This is a genomic window from uncultured Roseibium sp. (genome assembly GCF_947496995.1).
Classification (GTDB): domain Bacteria; phylum Pseudomonadota; class Alphaproteobacteria; order Rhizobiales; family Stappiaceae; genus Roseibium.
This window is the reverse complement of record NZ_CANMFD010000004.1, coordinates 519,742-534,594: the sequence shown is the minus strand read 5'-3', so window position 1 is coordinate 534,594 and position 14,853 is coordinate 519,742. Positions and strand designations below refer to the sequence as shown.

At 55.0% G+C, this 14,853-nt stretch carries 17 protein-coding genes; 15 read left to right on the top strand and 2 right to left on the bottom strand.

The genetic code is table 11. The features are described from left to right. The first annotated feature begins 10 nt into the window (after nt 1-10). The 12 genes from Q1B40_RS18460 (at nt 11) to Q1B40_RS18405 (ending at nt 10,464) form a co-directional block, all read left to right on the top strand. Nucleotides 11-463 carry a hypothetical protein gene (locus tag Q1B40_RS18460; RefSeq protein WP_299817501.1) on the top strand — a complete coding sequence of 151 codons (453 nt, stop codon included), beginning with the start codon at nt 11-13 and terminating at the stop codon, nt 461-463. Nucleotides 464-494: 31 nt separating this feature from the next. Continuing rightward, complete coding sequence (locus Q1B40_RS18455) at nt 495-2,504, top strand: hypothetical protein (protein WP_299817499.1); 2,010 nt, start codon at nt 495-497, stop codon at nt 2,502-2,504. Further along, nucleotides 2,501-2,926: a hypothetical protein gene (locus Q1B40_RS18450; protein WP_299817497.1), complete on the top strand. Its 426-nt coding sequence runs from the start codon at nt 2,501-2,503 to the stop codon at nt 2,924-2,926. The genes Q1B40_RS18455 and Q1B40_RS18450 overlap by 4 nt, the downstream gene beginning before the upstream one ends. Before the next feature lie 488 nt (nt 2,927-3,414). Beyond that, a complete protein-coding gene (locus Q1B40_RS18445; RefSeq protein ID WP_299817495.1) occupies nt 3,415-5,382 on the top strand; it encodes a carbohydrate-binding protein in 1,968 nt (655 codons plus the stop codon). A 12-nt stretch (nt 5,383-5,394) separates the two neighbouring features. Next, nucleotides 5,395-5,907: an F-BAR domain-containing protein gene (locus Q1B40_RS18440; RefSeq protein ID WP_299817493.1), complete on the top strand. Its 513-nt coding sequence runs from the start codon at nt 5,395-5,397 to the stop codon at nt 5,905-5,907. Between the two features lie 62 nt (nt 5,908-5,969). After that, nucleotides 5,970-6,185 (top strand): hypothetical protein, encoded by a 216-nt coding sequence (locus Q1B40_RS18435; RefSeq protein ID WP_299817491.1) that lies wholly within the window; start codon nt 5,970-5,972, stop codon nt 6,183-6,185. Continuing rightward, nucleotides 6,175-6,642, top strand: a complete 468-nt coding sequence (locus tag Q1B40_RS18430; protein WP_299817489.1) for a lysozyme — start codon at nt 6,175-6,177, stop codon at nt 6,640-6,642. Before Q1B40_RS18435 ends, Q1B40_RS18430 begins: the two co-directional genes overlap by 11 nt. Continuing rightward, complete coding sequence (locus tag Q1B40_RS18425; protein WP_299817487.1) at nt 6,639-6,998, top strand: hypothetical protein; 360 nt, start codon at nt 6,639-6,641, stop codon at nt 6,996-6,998. Before Q1B40_RS18430 ends, Q1B40_RS18425 begins: the two co-directional genes overlap by 4 nt. Further along, a complete protein-coding gene (locus Q1B40_RS18420; protein ID WP_299817485.1) occupies nt 6,958-7,233 on the top strand; it encodes a hypothetical protein in 276 nt (91 codons plus the stop codon). The genes Q1B40_RS18425 and Q1B40_RS18420 overlap by 41 nt, the downstream gene beginning before the upstream one ends. Then, nucleotides 7,230-7,484 carry a hypothetical protein gene (locus Q1B40_RS18415; protein ID WP_299817483.1) on the top strand — a complete coding sequence of 85 codons (255 nt, stop codon included), beginning with the start codon at nt 7,230-7,232 and terminating at the stop codon, nt 7,482-7,484. Before Q1B40_RS18420 ends, Q1B40_RS18415 begins: the two co-directional genes overlap by 4 nt. A 375-nt stretch (nt 7,485-7,859) precedes the next feature. After that, complete coding sequence (locus Q1B40_RS18410; RefSeq protein WP_299817481.1) at nt 7,860-8,453, top strand: NAD(P)H-dependent oxidoreductase; 594 nt, start codon at nt 7,860-7,862, stop codon at nt 8,451-8,453. 850 nt (nt 8,454-9,303) lie between these two features. Continuing rightward, entirely contained in the window at nt 9,304-10,464 is a 1,161-nt protein-coding gene (locus Q1B40_RS18405) for a DUF2336 domain-containing protein (protein ID WP_299817479.1), read from the top strand. A gap of 3 nt (nt 10,465-10,467) precedes the next feature. On the opposite strand, the gene Q1B40_RS18400 is transcribed toward Q1B40_RS18405, so the two are convergent. Continuing rightward, on the bottom strand, nt 10,468-11,094 hold the full coding sequence (locus Q1B40_RS18400; RefSeq protein WP_299817477.1) for a LysE family translocator: 627 nt from the start codon (nt 11,092-11,094) through the stop codon (nt 10,468-10,470). On the opposite strand from Q1B40_RS18400, the gene Q1B40_RS18395 reads away from it, so the two are divergent. After that, nucleotides 11,093-11,950 (top strand): extensin family protein, encoded by an 858-nt coding sequence (locus tag Q1B40_RS18395; protein ID WP_299817475.1) that lies wholly within the window; start codon nt 11,093-11,095, stop codon nt 11,948-11,950. The two genes, Q1B40_RS18400 and Q1B40_RS18395, sit on opposite strands and share 2 nt — an antisense overlap. Nucleotides 11,951-12,024: 74 nt before the next feature. Then, nucleotides 12,025-13,245, top strand: coding sequence for an alanine racemase (locus Q1B40_RS18390; protein ID WP_299817473.1), 1,221 nt, complete (start codon nt 12,025-12,027; stop codon nt 13,243-13,245). A 101-nt stretch (nt 13,246-13,346) separates the two neighbouring features. Here Q1B40_RS18390 and Q1B40_RS18385 read toward each other — a convergent pair whose 3' ends face one another. Continuing rightward, nucleotides 13,347-13,829, bottom strand: a complete 483-nt coding sequence (locus Q1B40_RS18385; RefSeq protein ID WP_299817471.1) for a BA14K family protein — start codon at nt 13,827-13,829, stop codon at nt 13,347-13,349. Nucleotides 13,830-14,036: 207 nt separating this feature from the next. Between Q1B40_RS18385 and Q1B40_RS18380 the strand changes: the two genes are divergently transcribed. Next, entirely contained in the window at nt 14,037-14,807 is a 771-nt protein-coding gene (locus Q1B40_RS18380) for a HugZ family protein (RefSeq protein WP_299817469.1), read from the top strand. Nucleotides 14,808-14,853 lie beyond the last annotated feature (46 nt).

The window sequence follows — 14,853 nt, the reverse complement described above, 5'->3', positions numbered from 1 at the left end:
AGTTTCCGTCGTGGGGTCCCTGGCCGGCGGCGTCGTTCAAGCCAAGGGCATCAGCCAGCAGGCGGAAGCCGAGGCAAAGGCGGAGGAACGCCGCGCTCAGCTGACGGATCGTCAGAAGGAGGTCAACCAGACGCAGGCATCTTTCGAACGGAAACGAACGCTTGAGCGCCTGGACCGTGTGCTGGGCAACAACCGGGCCGCAGGAGCTGAACGCGGCTTGTCGGAAACCGGCTCGCTCACGGATGTCGCGGACGACAATGCTTACGAAGCTGCTCAAGATATTGAGGTGATCCGTTACAGGGCTGAGGGTGAGCGAAGCAATCTGACATTTGAATCCGCCGCCGCGAGAGAGCGGGCGAAATCCCAGCGCAGGGCCGGCAGCATCGGTGCCGCAGGCGCGATCCTGGGTGGCGCTACCGGTGCCGCAACCACACTCGGCAACGCCATCTACAGCAGCAGTTAAAATTCAGCCGACGACGGACGGTTCTCATAATATGGCAAGATTAGAAAAATACAGCGGTATGCAGGGGCTTCCGGGCGTGCGCCGACCGCAGGTAATTGCCGACAAGGCAGTCGGAAATGCCATCGAGGCGCTGGGCGGGCAGATCCAGCGATCTGCGGGACAGGCCGGCCGGTTGGCGCAGCTCGCGCAGAAGCGCCAGCAGCAGATAGACGACCTTGAGCAGGTCAAGGCTCAACGGCAGTTGGGTGCCTCTCTGCAGGCCAGGCAGGCGGAGGAGCTGCAGACGCTTCGCCCGGGAGGTGCCGGATACACCGAAGCCATGCTCGCCCATCTGGAAAAGGGACGCGAAGAGGCTCTCAAAACGCTGCCGGAAAGCGTGCATACCAGCTTCAATCGAGAATTCGAGACAAGGCGGGCAGGGTATGTCAGCGGTTTTGCCGCTGAAGAAAATGCTGCAAACAGGGCCTATTTCCGACAGGGAAGTCTGGATGTTTCGGTGCAGCTTGCTTCCGATGTCCGGGAAAATCCGGATTTGCTTGAAGACGCTTTCAAGGAAGGGGAAGCGGTTCTGGCAGCGATGCCCTTGCCGCCGGGCGAGAAAGAAGATGCGCTCCGCGAACTGGACGAGCGCCTTACCGGCGCCTGGGTGGAGGCCCGTCCGCCAAAGGAACAGGTTGCTGTTCTTGAAAGCGAACTGAGACGACGAGAACTGCCCGCTGCCAGCGACGATGAGCTTCAGATCGAAGAAGAGGTGTCGGGGATCTCTAGGTCCGGTGAGGCGCCAATCCGGCTCAGGGAGCTGTCGGACGTTTTCCTGAAGCGGCTGCATGACAACGCGGTGAAAAAAACGATTACGACGGCGTTGGCTGAATCAGAACGCATCGCCGACAGGATTGCCAAGGCACATGGGCAATTCGACCCGAAAGAAATCGAGACCAATTCAGTTCTCGAACCGTTTCAGAAGGTGCAGTTGATCAACCGGCTGAACCATGCTATTTTGGAACAAAAAGTGAACATTGATGCAGTTAATCGGGTGTTATTCTCGGAGACAGGAGAAGAACTGGGCGTGGACCAAGGTTCTCTCGTGGATCGAGCCTTTACCTATCTCGATGACGGTGAAACAGATCGCAATGTACTTGCGCGAGGGATTCTGCAGGCCAAGGGTGTGTTGCCTGAACCATATGTGAATTCGCTCAAAAGGAACTTGGAGAGCAACGATCCTGAGGAAGTTGGCAGTGCTTACGAAAATCTGACGCAGATATTCGCGATCAACCCGAATGCTTTGCAGGATATCGAGCATGCGGAAGGTCTTGAGGAGTCCGTAACAAAATGGCGATTGCTCACCGACCTGGACGGGATGAATGCCCAGGAAGCTGCCGTAAAACTGGCAAGGACCAATGATCCCGAACGACGCGTTGATCTTGCACAGGAGTTTGAAAGAGAGCTATCCGGCGGCAGGTTGAGACAAGTCGATACCACAGGAATTCTGGGTCGGCTTGGAACCTCGGTTTACGGCAATGTTGAAATTCCCGGTGACGGATTTTTAAACGGAATTGACTTCGTCGAGCAAAATCGCCGGCAAAGCAGGCGGGGGGACGAGATCAAGCTTGCGGGGAGTATCAGCGATTTCGGCAAGTCCGTCGGTGCACCTGTCATAGGCCGTCTCAATCCGGATGAGCCGAGCGGATTTTATGGTGGACTTTCTCCTGATCAAATGGGTTTAGCCACCTATCCCTATGTCCGCCTGATGTCGGACCTGATGAACCCGGTTTCGACTGCATCGGTTCTTCTGAGCAAAAAAGATGGAACGGGAGGAGGCAAAAAAGCTTCCAATAGCGGCAAAAACGACAACCATGGTGATGGCGGAAGACGGATTCAAAAATCAACGCCACAGATTGAAGAACTGGGTGCAAGGCTTTCGGATGCGAAAACACGGCGTGAGAAGAAAAAGCTGAAAGAAAAGATCAAGAGAATTTCTCAAGCGGGACACCGAGCCAAAGCGGGAGAAGCTCATAGTCAGAGAGGAAAGGGCAGAAAATGAGCGACCAAAACTGGAACTGGACGCCAGGTGTCGGAGTGGGGCCCCTTAAATTCGGAGTATCCATTGATGACAATCAGACGGATCTTGATCTGAAGCTCCTGGTGCCGGAAGGGGGCGATGCTTCGGGCTGGGCAACCTACGAGGTCGGCGGCCCGAACAAAACGATCTCCACCGAAAACGGAAAGATTGAGTCCATCCAGTGTGAAGACTATTTCGGTTACAAAAACGAAAATCTGATCGGAATGTCCGAAGCGGAACTTGTCGCGCATATGGGTGAGGAACCATATGAGATTGGTGTCAGTGTAGAATACGATAACGGGGTGATCGAGACCCCTTTCGAGTATGACAACCTGGCCTTGATCGCGTGGTCCGCCGACGGGAAAATCGTAAGTGCTTCCGCCCATGAAATCGTGGACGATTAGGTTAGCACCCGATTTTATGGGCTGACTGAAAGAAAAAAGCTCATCTTCGCGGGAGTATCGAAGTACACGGTCCGTGCTCTGCCGGACGGAAAATTCTCTGGAAGACATACCTTTCAGCTTGTGAAGCTGGTGCCAGTTCTTCAAGTGGGGGCGCTCGACCGATACATATTTGATATTTTACTCAATGCACCCTGATCGATCTGCGGTGATAGCTTTTCTTTTTCTGTCGTTTCCAGACTCCTTTGCAAACCAATTCGGCCTCCACTGGCTCGCCGCTGATAAGGCGGCTTCCGATTCAAGAGTTGGTTGAGGCCCATCGTCCTTTACGTCAAGCCGTTCTCATGCGGGTTGATCTGGGAATGGGTACTCTTTTCATTTCAATATTTTGCAGAATTTCTCAGCCTTCAGGCGAACGCCGGATGCTCCGGCCACCAATAGATTCTCTTGCACGCGGCAATTGATGCTGCTGCAATTACGAAGGAAAATTCATGACAGTAGCAGCCTTAACAGACGGCCGCGCCCAGATCCAAGGCGATGGCGTGACCAATCGTGTCGACTTGCCGTTCCAGTTTGTCGATCAAACCAACCTGCAGGTCATTCACACTTCCACGGAAGGTGAAACGACGATCTGGATTTACCAGCAAAGCCCAGGCAACTGGTCCTATTCTGGTGGGAATTTTTCGACCGGTACCGTTTTCTTCGACGCCGCGGCGTTGCAGACAGGAGAACAATTGACAGTCTTGCTGGTCAGCGGGTTTGACCAGCCCTACAGCCTGGCAGGCGGGGAAATTGACCCAACCGTCATGGAGCGGGCGATGGACCGCACTGCGATCAACATGCAGTCCGTGGCGACCCGGGCACTGATGGAAAACAACGGCGGCTTCGATCTTCTGGGAAGGCGCGTGACCAACGGGATCGAAGCGGCAGACAATGGCGACTTGCCGACCCTTCAGCAGGTGCTGGAAATAGCTTCGCTGCCAGGAGCTCAGGGACCCAAGGGACCGGTTGGCGACCAGGGGCCGACAGGACCGGCCGGTGCCCAAGGACCGGAGGGCCCGCAGGGACCACAGGGGGAGCGTGGTCCCCTCGGCTATGAAGGTCCGAGAGGGCCGACCGGACTGCAGGGACCGGAAGGTCCGCGAGGACCGGAAGGACCGACAGGGCCGACGGGGTCGCAAGGACCGATCGGCATACAAGGCACTCAAGGCCCGGAAGGTCCTGTGGGTAAGTCCTTTGATCCGGACGCTTCCGGTCTCACTGCAGACAGGAGCGCTTACAATGCGGAACCGGCCAATTTTTCATTTCTCGACGTCGAGACGGGAACGGTTTATTTCAAACTTTCCAACGATATAGCTGCCTGGTCGGAGGGTGTTCCCTTCGGCCGTGGGCCTCAAGGGTTGCAGGGCACGCAAGGCATTCAAGGGCCGGCCGGGCCGGTAGGGATCGTCCATCGGGGGAACTGGGCAAGTTCACAAAGCTACGACGTGGGCGATACCGTCTCCCATGACGGATCATATTACATTTGTGTTGAGGCCCATACGAATGTCCTCCCGGAAGATGCCGCTACTCAATGGGATATCGTTTCCTCGAAGGGCGAACGTGGCCTGCAAGGGCAGCAAGGCATCCAGGGACCTGAAGGCCCGCAGGGGATTCAGGGTCCGGAAGGGATCCAGGGGGCGAAAGGCGACACCGGTGCTCAAGGTCCGACGGGAGCTCAAGGTCCGCAGGGGCTGCAGGGAGACCCTGGCCTTATATACCGGGGAATGTGGTCCTCCGGCGAGACTTACAATTCCGATGAAACTGTTACCTACAACGGCTCGGCCTATATTTCGCTGACGGTAAACGTCGGGCAGAACCCAAGCACGTCTCCCGATGACTGGGGGCTGTTGTCAGCCAAGGGTGATACTGGCGCTACTGGGGCAACCGGACCGCAGGGTGCACAGGGTCCGGTGGGTTCAACCAGCTACGACGCCGGAACGCTGGACGGGCTGAACAGCACACAGTTCGTGCGCTCCGATGCAAGCGACACCATGGCTGGAACCTACACCGTAACGGGAAATCTTACGGTACAGGGGAGCTGCTACGTCGGCAAAAACGGAGGCAGTGACAGCAACGCTTATTTTTACGATGACAACAGCAATACTTGGAGGTCGTTGCAATGGGATGACAGTGTGAACCACTTTCGATTTGAGGATAACAGCGGTTCATTTTGGAAAGTTTCTGGAGTGTCTGACACCTCATCTTCGAGTTCTACAATTTTTCCTATTGGTCATGTTATTGATGTCTCAGGCGGCGGTTCGAATTACACGATAAATTCAAGTGTTCCAGCGAGAACTGCAAACACTCTCTTTTATGGCGTAAGTGGCGGCTCTGCACTCTCCGGCACGTGGCGAGCTCGAGGTCGTATCGAGGTTAATAGTTCAAACCGATTTTATGTTTGCCAACGAGTAGCTTAAGGAGAGTTAAATATGTCGATTATAGACATAAAAAAGTTTCTAGGATTTTTACCGAGTCCCGAAACAGATCATGATGAGTTCGATATGAGCGTAATTACTGGGATTGCTTTAATTGAGGGTAGACTTGATCGCGGCCCAAGCGAGATTATGCACTATGGACTTCGACCGGAAGATGTATCTTCGAACGCACAAAATATTCGAGTGCAAGCTCAATTATGGCGCAATTCTGGTGGTGTCATACCGGACTGGAAGCCCCCAACAATTGAGGAATTTCGAAAAGAAATGCACACTCTCTCTGCTCGGCAACTCCGTTTAGGGTTGATCCAGTATGGCTGCACATTGGCTCAAATAGATAGCGTAATTGAATCTCTCGAAGACGATATACTGAGGGATAAGGCCAAAATAGAATGGGAATATGCAACAGAATTAGAGCGTTTGCACCCACTCATACTTAATTTATTTGCGGCTCTCGGATTTAGTCCCGAGCAAGTAGACGATCTCTGGCGAGAATCTATGCAAATCTGATGTTTCTGACAATTTGAACTATTTATCCCGTTGTTAGGCGGTTTTTGCTTGAAAGAAACTTAATGACAATCGTTCCCGACTGGCGCCGGGTCCTGAAACGGGCGTGGAGCGTTCGTCTGATTGTGTTTGCGGCGTTGTTCTCCAGCGCCGAGGTGGCGCTGCCGTTCCTGGGTGATTTCATTTCACCCGGGAGAATGGCTGCGCTGTCTGCGCTTGCAACAGCGGGCGCGTTCGTCGCGCGGATACTTGCACAGAAGGACATGGAAGATGGGACGTAATACTCGTCTAGCGGGCGCCCTTGGTGCGGCCGCTATCGCTCTGGTCGGGGCCTGGGAAGGCCTGCGACTGACTGCTTATCGCGATGTCGTCGGGGTGCCCACAATTTGTTATGGCGAGACCCTCGGCGTCAAGCTTGGAGACCGACACACAAAGACCGAATGCGATGCCATGCTGCTGGCTTCGCTCAAGAAACACGAAGCCGGGATGCGGAAATGCCTGAAGAGGCCGGATACCATTCCTGCCCGTTCCTATGTCGCGTTTGTCAGCCTGACCTATAATATCGGTGTCGGGGCTTTCTGCCGATCCACCGCTGTGAGACGGCTGAACAGGGGGGATGTCGAGGGGGGCTGTGATGCGGCGACGTGGTTCAACAAGGCTGGCGGACGCAAGATCCGGGGGCTGGTGAACCGCCGCGCGGCGGAGCATGAGCTTTGTCGTGAAGGTGCGCGGGGATGATAGCCTTGATGTTGGGAGCTGTGCTCCGGAACCGAACCCTCAAAACCCTGATGATTCTGGCCGCCGTTTCGGGCGGCTTTTTTGTCTGGCACAAGATTGACAGAGCCAATGCAGTAAAGGCTGCACGGGAAGGCTACGTAAGGCACGTCGAACTGGTCGCAGCACAGAAGCAGTTGGAACTGCTTGAACACCGGCAAGCGATTGCCGATACGGCCCGGCGCCATTTGCACACCGAAATCGAAAAGGCCCTCGCCGAAGCGGAGGCCGCCGAACAGGAGCTTGAGCACTATGTCTCGACCGTTGAAGACAACTGTGTTGTTAAGCCTGACCTTGCTGAGCGCCTGCGGAACCGTTGACGGACGTTTGAAGGCGGCGGCGGAACAGGTCGGCCGTCTCGATGCGGAAAAGACACTGCCGAACTATCCGGCCGATTGCCGGAAAGAAGAGCGTTCTGGTGCCCGGATAGGCGAACCACTGGACGTGGCGCTGCTGCGAAGTGATCGAGCCTTGGGGCGGGCGAATGCCCGCGTGCTGCGTTGCGCGGGTTGGTATGATGAAATCAACACCGGTTTTGCCAAGGAGGAGTCGTGACTGAAGACGAGATGCGAGAAATCGCCCGGTTGGGCGGTAAAGAAGGCGGACGGGAAGGGGCGTGGGAAGTCCTTCGGGCATTGGGTGTCGACACTGAACACCCACTCGAAGCACAGAAGGACATGCATTTCCTGCGCGACCTCCGAAAAGGAACCTCCAGCGTCAAGGTGAAATTCACAAATACCGTAATTGGAGCCTTTGCATTGGCCGGTCTCTACAAGATTTTTTCTGGTGTCATATGGGAACCTTGAGTGAGATCCCGGGATATGATGGTGAGCGACCGGCCTCTGGAGATCTCGGCCCTTCTAAAACTGATTTCGTAGGTCCGCTTCGCCGGGTGGAGAGGTTGGAGATAGAAATATTCCCCAGTCTGATTTCTGGGCCGCTGTGATTTAGTTCCCAGGTTCCAGTCAGTTTCTATGGCACTTTTGAAAGCCAACTTTTCTTGCCGTGGTGATCAGATCTATCCGCGTATTCGTCAGGCCACAGCAGGGCGGTAAGAGAAAACGCAGTCGGGGGACTACACACTGTTCACTAAAACAGAGCTAGTATCCTGCATTTGGCGCGACTATCTCCAATTCACGTACAAAACGACCGGAAACGGTTGCCATTGATTGGAGATACCAGTGAGTAAGCCCGTAATCCTACAAATTGATGCTTCGGCCAGAAAGTCCGGTTCCGTAACGCGCGAGTTGACAGGTGCCATTGCAACACAGCTCCTGAACAGCTCTCCGACTGCGAAAGTTCTGGTCCGTGACGTTTCGCAGGGGCTGCCTTTTCTGGACGAAGAGTGGGTTGGTGCAAACTTCACCGATCCTGCGGAGCGAACAACGGAGCAAAGGCTGAAGCTGGCTCTGTCCGACACACTTGTTGCAGAGCTGAAGGCTGCGGACACGATCGTGATTGGCGTGCCCGTCTATAACTTTTCGATCCCTGCAGCTCTAAAAGCCTGGGTCGATCTGATTGCGCGGGCGAGGGAGACGTTCAGATATACGGAGAATGGGCCGGTTGGCCTTCTTGAAAGCAAGAAAGCTTATCTGGCGGTCGCGTCCGGAGGGACCAAAGTGGGCTCGGAAATCGACTTTGCCATCAACTACCTGAAACATATGCTCGGATTTGTCGGCATAAATGATGTCACTGTCATTGCCGCTGATCAGCTGATGATGGATCCGACCAAACAGGAGGCTGCGTTGGCGCAAACGCGTGAGCTGGCAGCATGACAGTTGAACCTAGCGCGGACAGACTGCTGAAAGCTCGATTCCAGTTGTCCTCAAGTCTCAGAACGTTCCGCTAGCGAACAAACGGACAACTGTTTTGGTCAAGCGTTAACAAGCCAAAACCGTTGTCCGATTCTGCCCAGTCTCCGCGAAACATTGTGGACTCAATCTATGATTGTGAGGGCGCCTGAGAAAAGTGGGGTGAATTTTTTGACTTCGGCCCGCAGACTCTAGCCAGGATAGGAACCGAGCGAGATCTCTGGTCGACAGATCCCTCGTTTCCATATCCTGCCTGCACCTTCTGGTGCAGCAGGTTGGAAACGCTTTTTTATTCTTTTTATTGCGGAGTATCTTTGGCCGACATTCCGGTATCAGTTTATTTTGTCTATCTATTTCCGGGTTGGATCAGATAACGCCAACCACAATGGCAGCCAGAAAAGCAAGGGCTGCAAGGAAGGCAATCATATTCAGGTTCCGTGAAAGGATCATCTGTGCGCTCCCGATTACCTCTGTTTGACGAAGCGATATTAAGGCAGCCGTTCCGGGAAACGAAGAAAAAAAGATGCTGCAATGCAAAGCCGGGATGCGCTCTTGAGTTGCGTTTCTTCAGGATCTGTTAATTAAGGCATTGATAGAAAACAGTCCCTGCGATTGCAAGGAGTGCGATTTTTGACCTCAGACAGGTTAAAAATTTTTCTGGCTGTCGATTTGTAAAGCTCCGAGATCACAACGGTTATTGAAGCCCCGGCTCGCAAAGAAACCCGCAGATAACCGGGGAAGTGGGTGGTAGTCTAATGTTAACAGGCTGTTGCTATTATCTTCGCTCATACGCGATCAACGCGTTGGAGTGTTAATGTTCAATCTTAGCAAACTTGCTGTTCTGGCAAAAGATCACAGCGCTGCAGGCCGAAAAAGCCTGATCTGCATGCTGACGGATCTTTTTGTAAGTGCAGGCGATGACCGGGATGAACAGATCAGTCTGCTTTTTGGCGATATCGTCCTGAAGGTTCTAGGACAGCTGGAGGAAGAGACCCGAATCATCCTGTCCAAGAGGATGTGCGCGGAAAAAGACGCACCGCACGAATTGATGGTCAAATTAGCACAGGATACGCTGGTCGTTGCCGAGCCCGTTCTGGAACAGTCTCCCGTACTCACTTCCGAGGACCTGGCGGACATAGCCAAGACAGCGTCCATGGACCATCTCGGCGTCATTGCAGGCCGAGACTCCGTCGATAAGTCAGTCACATCCGTGTTGGTCGATCGGGGTGATGCAGGTGTTCTGAGCAAGGTTACCGAAAACAAGGGAGCTCACTTTTCCGATGCTTCTTTCCTGAAACTGGTCGAGAAAGCCAGGACCAACGTACAAATCCAGGCTACGCTCATTCACCGCCCGGATTTAACTGAAGAGGCTGCCAAGGCCTTGCTGCCGTTCCTGACGGAAGAGCTGAAAGAACGTATCGCTGCTCTCGGTGCAGACAACACGCTTGTTCAGTTGCTGGCGCAGCGGGCAGCCCTTGAAGTGGCAGCCCGGTCCCAGAAACTTGAGGAAGCACGGGAGCAGTCCAACACGCTGATCCAGGATGTCGTCAGCAAAAAGGCGAAAATCGGCGATGCCGTGATCCTTTTTGCGCGGGCAGACCGTACGGCAGAATTGGGTATGCTGCTGGCCAAAGTGAGTCAACTTCCGCCAGCGGCTGTGTCTCAGCTGCTGTTCAGTACCAGCGACAAGCCACTGGTCATACTCTGCAAGGCAAACGGAGTTCCGCCAGAAGCTTATAAAGAGATCCTCACGATGCGTGCCAGGCGGCTTCGTATTGGCGGTTTGGAGCTGAATGCTGCCATCCAGCGATATGCCGCCCTGAGCGAAGAGGGAGCAAAGAGGTCGCTCGAGGTCCTGAAGCAGTCGGGTGCTTCGTTCGGCCTTAAAATCGGTGATGAAAAAGCAGAGCCGGATGAAGCGGTTGTGAAGAAAAAGATCCCTTTCGCATCCAGCAGAAGTTCTTCCTCCAGCTGAAGTCTATCCCGCCGTTCGTTGCAACGTAGCGGTCATAGCTGCTGCGGAAATTAGAAATCCACCCCCTACCTTGTTGACGATCCGCAGAAGAGACGGGCTTCGCAGCTTTCGGCCAACCGCCGCAGCTGCAAAAGCGTAAATTGCTGCATTGAAAATGCCCAGGACCACGAATGTAATCCCCAGCAGTGTCAATTGCGGCACAACGGGGGCCTGGGCAGCGATGAAGTGCGGCAGAAATGCCATGAAAAACACTATGCCCTTCGGGTTGAGCGCGGTAACGATGTAAGCATGCCAGAAGATCTTCCGGGCGGGTATGTCCGCCACTTCATGCGCGCCAAGTGCGGTGGGCCGGCTGCGCCACATTTTGATCCCAAGCCAGATCAGATAGATTGCCCCGATCCATTTGAGTATCGCAAATGCAGTGGTGGACGCCGCTAGAATTGCGCCCAGACCGAGGAGAGAAGCTGTCGCCGCGGTCGCATCGCCCAATCCTACACCCAACACGCTTGCGAGAGCCGATTTCCTGCCCTGGGTCAGGGCATAGCTCACGACAAGCATTACTGTCGGCCCGGGGATGGCCAACAGGATCAGCGTTGCAACAATATAGGCGGAATATAATTCTAGCGTCATGAGAAGCCTGAAGAGTTGTCTGCCGAAACTTAGCCTGCCGTTGAGTGTTATTCAAGCAAGCGCACCTGCTGTTGAATGGTTGGGAAACGTCGGAAATATGCGAATTGTCACTCAATTTGGTTGGGCCGTCCTGGCAGGGACAATCTTTGGTTTTCCTGCGTTTGCTGCGGGGGAACATGTTCCGGAGGCCAAGCCGTTGGCTACAGCGCAACAAGAGCCATTTCTGGAAGGGATCGACACGCCACCCGCCAAGCCAAAGGTTCCGGATAATCCCGGAAACACTCCAGGTGTCGTGCCAGAACCTCTTGCAGCATGTGTGATTCCAGGAGCCTTGCTGCTCGTGGCCGAACCACTCCGCGGTGGCGAATATCAAGATTGCGGGATTACGGACCCGGTCAGGCTTGCCGGTGTCGTGAGAGGGGCGAACGTAACAAAGTTTCCCGCCCCAGTGACAATCTCGTGCGACTTTGCCAGGGTTCTGACTGGCTGGCTGAGACAGGACGTTCTTCCCGCAGTTGAGCATGAATTCGAGAGTGCGGTGGCTATCGTGGCAAGCGGACCGGGTTACCAGTGCCGCCGGCGGAACAACCAGCCTGACGGTAAGCTCTCCGAACATGCACTGGGAATGGCCATTGATATCACTCAGTTTCAACTCGTCGACGGCTCAGACATTTCCGTCGAAAAAGACTGGGGAGTCGAGACCGAAAAGGGAAAGCTGCTGCAGGCAATTCATGCCAAGGCCTGCAAACGCTTCACGACGGTACTCGGTCCGGATGCCGATCCCAACCATCGATCTCATTTCCATCTGGATACAGGCTGTCATGGTCAGGACTGTACATATATTATCTGCCAATGATCCCAATCGCAGCTTGCAAATCATCTGCAAGCTTGTTCCATTCGATCCACTGACCGCAAACGCCGGAATCCCTGATGGAACGATATACGACTGCCGTTGAAGCCGCACTGGACCTCCGGCCCGACCAGCCGATTTACTGTTTCAGACCCGAGGTTTTGCGTCAGGACGTGAGGCAGTTTCAGGCCCTTTTTCCCGGGAAGACCGCATATGCGGTGAAGACCAACGGGGAACCCTTCGTGCTGGACGCGATCGCAAAATCCGGCATCGATTGCTTTGACGTCGCGTCTCCGGCTGAATTCGCTGCCGTCCGCAAGGCCGCTCCCAAGGCCGAGATGCTCTACATGCATCCGATCAAGGCTCAATCCGATATCCGGCTCGCCCTTGAACAATACGGCATCCGCACGCTGTCCCTGGATCACGAGGACGAGGTGGCCAAGATCCTGCGGATCGTGCGGGCTCTCGATATAGATCCGGCCACAATAACGCTGTTCGTACGCATCGCTACGAAAGGCCACGCAGCCTATGAGTTGTCGAAGAAATTCGGTGCGGCGCCGGCTCATGCGGTCGAACTCCTGCAGCGTATCGACCGCATCGGCTTCAAATGCGGGCTGTGTTTCCATGTAGGCAGCCAGATTGAAGAACCCGAAACTTATGAACGGGCTCTGGCTTCGGCAGACTGGATCAGGTCACGGGCAGGGGTGCCGATTGTCGAGTTAGACGTTGGCGGTGGCTTCCCGGCTGTCTATGGCCACGACCCGCGGCGCAAGGTTCGGGAAATGCCGTCACTTGATGAGCTCATGGCGCAGTTGAAGGCGGATATTACCGATTGGCAATTTGATGATTTGCCGCTGGTGGCCGAGCCAGGACGGGTCATTGTTGCAAGGTCGATTTCCCTGATCGTCCGGGTTCTTCTGAAAAAAGGCCGCCGTCTTTACATCAACGACGGCATCTGGGCCTCCTTGTCGGACAGCTGGACCGGCAAGATCACGTTGCCGGCGCGGTTTATCCCTGACCCTGCCCGGAAAACAAGGTCGGGGCAGGCTGACAAGATAGTACCGTTCAAGGTTTGTGGTGCGACCTGTGACAGCGTGGATATTCTTTCCCGTCCGTTCTGGCTCCCGGAAACAGTCGATACGGGAGACTGGATCGAGATAGGTCATATCGGTGCATACAGCCTGTCATTGAGAACGCGGTTCAACGGGTTTTATCCGGACAAGGTGATTGAAGTCAGCACGCCCTTCGATGCCGGTGAAGCACCCGAAAGCTTTGCCTCAATCGAAACGATGGCTGACTAGGCGGGGGCTAAAAAAAACGGCAACAAGCGGGTGGTCAGTGGTGCTAACCTGTCGCCTGTTGCCGCAAGTTTACGGGCTAGGGGGTATTCGGCTTTAGAAGCCTATTGGCAGAAACGTTGCTCGCCGCCATATGTCGTGTAGGTGCCGGTCGACGAATTAAAAGACCGGTATTTCGAGGAACAGTATTGGTACCAGGCAGGGCTCCACGGCTGGTATCCGACAACTCCGTGTACTCGTCCGGGATACGGGGTGGACGGATAGTAGTTCACAGGCGGGGGGGCGGCGTAGCTCGGTTGGCTGGTCGCGCCCAGCAGGATGGCACCAGCGGCAAGGCCGATGACACCAGCTGCGACGGCAGCACCGATATTGCCATTGTTTCCGTGTTTTTTGTGACCCTGCTTGTTGTTTTTGTTCCACTGGTTCTTGTGGTTCTTTTGCTCCCGATGCGACCGGTTATGCTGGTTGTGGCCGCCACGGTTGTCATTCCAACCGTTTCTTGGTCCTGCTTCTGCGGTTGCGATTGTCGGCAGAACGAGTACGCCTGTCAGGGCGGCGGCGATAATGCGTTTGCTTGTAGTGTTCATCGTCTCTCTCCAATGGCCCGCGCTTTTTGTGAATGGCGCCGTAGCTGATATTGAGAGAATTGCACACGCGGTCTGAACGCGTTCTGAGATGCATGTTCATCTGATGTTCAGATTCCAGACGCAGGGATTTCCGCATATTGTGCCGCAGGAAAAAGGTCTCCGGGAGTACCGGCGATCAGAAGGAATAATTGGGGGAACCGCAACGCCTTGGACAAAGAAACAAAATCCGTCATCCGTCCGACAGATAACGAGGCACGTATGCTGGCAAAGGGGTTGATCCGCTCTGCGAGGTTCGGTGCTCTTGCGGTGCTGGAAGCCAAGTCCGGGCATCCGCTGGCCAGCCGGGTTTCTGTCGCAACGGATCTCGATGGAACGCCAATTATTCTCACAAGCACATTGTCAGGTCACACTGCAGCAATTCTGAAAAATCCAGCCTGCTCGCTGCTCGTCGGAGAACCCGGCAAGGGCGATCCTCTGGCACACCCGCGAATTTCGCTCTTTTGTAATGCCGTGCCAGTTGAGCGGGGGAGCCCTGTCCATGAACGTTTGCGTGCTCGCTATCTGGCGCGTCATCCCAAGGCAGAGCTTTATGTCGATTTCGGCGATTTCTCATTCTTCCGGCTGGAGTTTCTGCGCGCCAGCCTGAACGGTGGTTTCGGCAGGGCTTTCGAATTGAGGCACGAGGACCTGCAGACACAGGTGAGCAATCTGGGGCATTGGGCGGAGTTTGAAGCCGGCGCCGTCGCGCATATGAACGAGGATCACCGGGACGCCGTAAAGCTCTATGCCGAAGTGCTGTGCAAAGCAGAGGTGGCCAATTGGCGACTGGCTTGTCTGGATCCGGAAGGATTGGATCTAGTCGCGGGAGATCGGATTGAGCGGCTCTGGTTCAGCGACCCGCTGGACGATCCGAAGGACCTGCGGCCAGCGCTTGTTGCCCTGGCTCTGCAAGCGCGCAATGCGTCTGGAAGCGCCTGAATGAGAGACGCTCTGCAATGGCTGCCAAAACCGCGGCCATTGCTCC

Bases quoted from the DNA above. Each gene is read 5' to 3' on its own strand.
- Q1B40_RS18455 (WP_299817499.1), top strand. From the start codon at position 495: ATGGCAAGATTAGAAAAATACAGCGGTATGCAGGGGCTTCCGGGCGTG.
- Q1B40_RS18450 (WP_299817497.1), top strand. From the start codon at position 2,501: ATGAGCGACCAAAACTGGAACTGGACGCCAGGTGTCGGAGTGGGGCCC.
- Q1B40_RS18445 (WP_299817495.1), top strand. From the start codon at position 3,415: ATGACAGTAGCAGCCTTAACAGACGGCCGCGCCCAGATCCAAGGCGAT.
- Q1B40_RS18440 (WP_299817493.1), top strand. From the start codon at position 5,395: ATGTCGATTATAGACATAAAAAAGTTTCTAGGATTTTTACCGAGTCCC.
- Q1B40_RS18435 (WP_299817491.1), top strand. From the start codon at position 5,970: ATGACAATCGTTCCCGACTGGCGCCGGGTCCTGAAACGGGCGTGGAGC.
- Q1B40_RS18430 (WP_299817489.1), top strand. From the start codon at position 6,175: ATGGGACGTAATACTCGTCTAGCGGGCGCCCTTGGTGCGGCCGCTATC.
- Q1B40_RS18425 (WP_299817487.1), top strand. From the start codon at position 6,639: ATGATAGCCTTGATGTTGGGAGCTGTGCTCCGGAACCGAACCCTCAAA.
- Q1B40_RS18405 (WP_299817479.1), top strand. From the start codon at position 9,304: ATGTTCAATCTTAGCAAACTTGCTGTTCTGGCAAAAGATCACAGCGCT.
- Q1B40_RS18395 (WP_299817475.1), top strand. From the start codon at position 11,093: ATGAGAAGCCTGAAGAGTTGTCTGCCGAAACTTAGCCTGCCGTTGAGT.
- Q1B40_RS18400 (WP_299817477.1), bottom strand. From the start codon at position 11,094: ATGACGCTAGAATTATATTCCGCCTATATTGTTGCAACGCTGATCCTG.
- Q1B40_RS18390 (WP_299817473.1), top strand. From the start codon at position 12,025: ATGGAACGATATACGACTGCCGTTGAAGCCGCACTGGACCTCCGGCCC.
- Q1B40_RS18385 (WP_299817471.1), bottom strand. From the start codon at position 13,829: ATGAACACTACAAGCAAACGCATTATCGCCGCCGCCCTGACAGGCGTA.